Raw genomic sequence first — 2,635 nt, forward strand, 5'->3', positions numbered from 1 at the left:
ATCACCGCGGTGAACGACGACGCCCTCGACCAGCTCAGCAACGCCGTGCTCGCCGCCGAGCACCTCGGCGAGGTCGCGGACCACCTCATCGGCCACTTCGTCGACCAGGCCCGCCGCTCCGGCGCGTCGTGGACCGACATCGGCCGGAGCATGGGCGTCACCAAGCAGGCCGCCCAGAAGCGTTTCGTCCCCAAGGGGTCCGCGTCCGACCTCGACCCCGAGCAGGGGTTCAGCCGCTTCACCCCGCGGGCGCGCAAGGTCGTCGTGGCCTCACAGGAGGAGGCGCGGGCCGCCGGCAACCCCGAGATCTCTCCCGCCCACCTCGCGCTCGGCCTGCTCGCCGAGCCCGAGGGCCTCGCCGTCCGGCTGGTGACCGCGCAGGGCGTCTCCCCCGACACCCTCCGCCGCCGGGCCGCCGCGACCCTGCCTCCCCGCGCCGAGGCGGAGCTGCCGGCGCTCATCCCCTTCGACGCGGGCGCGAAGAAGGTCCTTGAGCTGACCTTCCGCCAGGCCCTGCGCCTGGAGCACAACTACGTCGGCACCGAGCACATCCTGCTCGCGCTGCTCGACCACGAGGACGGTGACGGCCTGCTCACCGGGCTCGGGCTCGACCGGCAGGTCGCCGAGACCGCGCTCGCCGAGCTGCTGGCCGAGATCACGCAGACGCCGGAGTCGTGATCCGGGCGGCCCATCAGGCGAGCGAGGGGTCCCTTCGGTCGGCTAGAGAGGCCAGGGGCGCCCCCCGCCGGAACGTCGAGCGCCGACCCGTTCTGAGCGAGGGGCACCGTCGGTCGCTCTTGTCGACCGGAGGGACCCTTCACCCGGAACGCTCACCCGGCGAGGCGCTCCTCGTGCCCCGCGCGGAACGTCCGCCGGTACTGCTGCGGCGTGGCGCCGAGGCGTCGGCAGAAGTGCTTGCGGAGCCCGGCCGCCGTCGCGAACCCGCAGCGCGCCGCGACCGCCTCGACGGGCAGGTCGGTCCCCTCGAGGAGCTCCTGCGCGCGACGCACCCGCTCCGCGGCGAGCCACTGCACCGGCGTCTCCCCGGTGGCGTCACGGAAGCGGCGGGCGAACGTCCGCGGGCTCGTGCCCACCGCGTCCGCCCACTCACGGACCTCGATCGGCTCGTCGAGCCGCTCGCGCGCCCAGTCCAGCCACGCCCCGAACGGCGTGCCGGACGGCTCCGGGACCGGTGTCGGCACGTACTGCGCCTGCCCGCCGTCGCGGTGCGGGGGGACGACGCTCCACCGGGCCGCCGTCCCCGCGACGCGGCTGCCGTGGTCGAGGCGGACCAGGTGCAGGCAGAGGTCGAGGCCCGCGGCCGAGCCGGCCGAGGTGAGCACGTCGCCGTCGTCGACGTAGAGCACGGCGGGCTGCACCGCGACCGAGGGGTGGCGGCGGGCCAGCTCGTCGAGCGAGTCCCAGTGGGTGATCGCCGGCCGCCCGTCGAGCAGGCCCGCCGCGGCCAGGACGAAGGCGCCGGTGCAGATCGACGCGATCCGGGCCCCCCGCGCGTGGGCCCGGCGCAGCGCCTCGAGCAGGGCCGGCGGGAAGGTCCGCCGGCTGTCGTGCGGCGGCGGGACGAGGACGGTGTCGGCCTCGTCGAGCGCCTCGAGCCCGTGGGGCGTGTCCAGCGTCGCCCACTCCCCCAGCCGCACCGGGCCGTCCTCGGCCGCGCAGACCCGCAGGTCGTACCAGGGGATGCCCATCGACTCGCCGCGGCTCGCGCCGAAGATCTCGACGATGGTCGAGAGCTCGAACAGCGGTGCGTGGTCGGTGACCGGCGCGGCGACGACGTGCATGGCAGCAATGTATCCGAACATGACGTTCCTGCCACTCGTGACGGCCTCACGACCGCCCGACGATGAGTCCCATGACGCGCTTCGGGGCCGCACTCCGCACCTGGTGGGACGAGCAGCAGTACGCCTGGGAGGTGCTGCTGCGGGCGCAGCGGCCGTGGGAGCAGGAGGGCCCGCTGCGCTGGCAGCGGCGCCTGGGCACCGGGTGGGAGCTCCACGGCTCATTCGTGGACAAGTAGACCGAACGGCCTCACGTCGGTCGCGCCGAGGTCGATGGCCCCGAGTTCGGCCCCTAGGTCTCGAATGGCGACGAAAGGGATGGCCGGCGGTGCTGGAGCAGCCGACGGCGGGACGACGCGGTCATGACGCGGTTCGGTGCCGGCACCGTCAGGAGGACGACGGGCCGTCGTCCCCCAGCACCGCGGCCGCGACCCCGTCGACGTGCACGACGTTCCGCGCGCGTGACCAGCGGACGCCGAGGTGGACCAGGTCCCACAGCGCGGGGATCGCACGGAGCCGGCCGACGCCCACGGTCACCCGCCGCCCCTCCCCGTCCGTCAGGGCCAGCCGGCGCCGCGAGGTGCCCTCGACGGCGACCAGGTCGTAGAGGTCGACCCACGACCGCTCGTCGGCCAGCCAGTCCGCGCCGGCCGCGAGGTAGGTGGCCGCCACGACGCGGACGACGACCACGGCGCCGGCGGCGAGCAGCGCGGCCACGAACCAGCCGGCGGTCGCGCCCCCCGCGAGCACCAGGACCACGGCGGCGACCACGACGACCAGCGCCGCGGCCGCGAGGATCGTCCGCCGGGAGAAGCCGGAGCGGCCCACGAACAGCG

4 protein-coding genes are annotated in these 2,635 nt (G+C 75.3%); 2 read left to right on the forward strand and 2 right to left on the reverse strand.

All coding sequences use genetic code 11. The features are described 5' to 3' along the window. Positions 1–678 (forward strand): Clp protease N-terminal domain-containing protein (locus tag AC0CYZ_RS12715; RefSeq protein ID WP_472215812.1); only part of this gene is annotated, 678 nt, incomplete at its 5' end. Positions 679–830: 152 nt separating this feature from the next. Here AC0CYZ_RS12715 and AC0CYZ_RS12720 read toward each other — a convergent pair. Further along, positions 831–1,802, reverse strand: a complete 972-nt coding sequence (locus AC0CYZ_RS12720) for a helix-turn-helix domain-containing protein (RefSeq protein ID WP_472215814.1) — start codon at positions 1,800–1,802, stop codon at positions 831–833. Between the two features lie 71 nt (positions 1,803–1,873). Between AC0CYZ_RS12720 and AC0CYZ_RS12725 the strand changes: the two genes are divergently transcribed. Beyond that, positions 1,874–2,038: a hypothetical protein gene (locus AC0CYZ_RS12725; RefSeq protein WP_472215816.1), complete on the forward strand. Its 165-nt coding sequence runs from the start codon at positions 1,874–1,876 to the stop codon at positions 2,036–2,038. Positions 2,039–2,186: 148 nt separating this feature from the next. Here AC0CYZ_RS12725 and AC0CYZ_RS12730 read toward each other — a convergent pair. Further along, positions 2,187–2,635 (reverse strand): hypothetical protein (locus AC0CYZ_RS12730; RefSeq protein WP_472215818.1); only part of this gene is annotated, 449 nt, incomplete at its 5' end.

This window comes from Actinomycetospora sp., assembly GCF_055612215.1.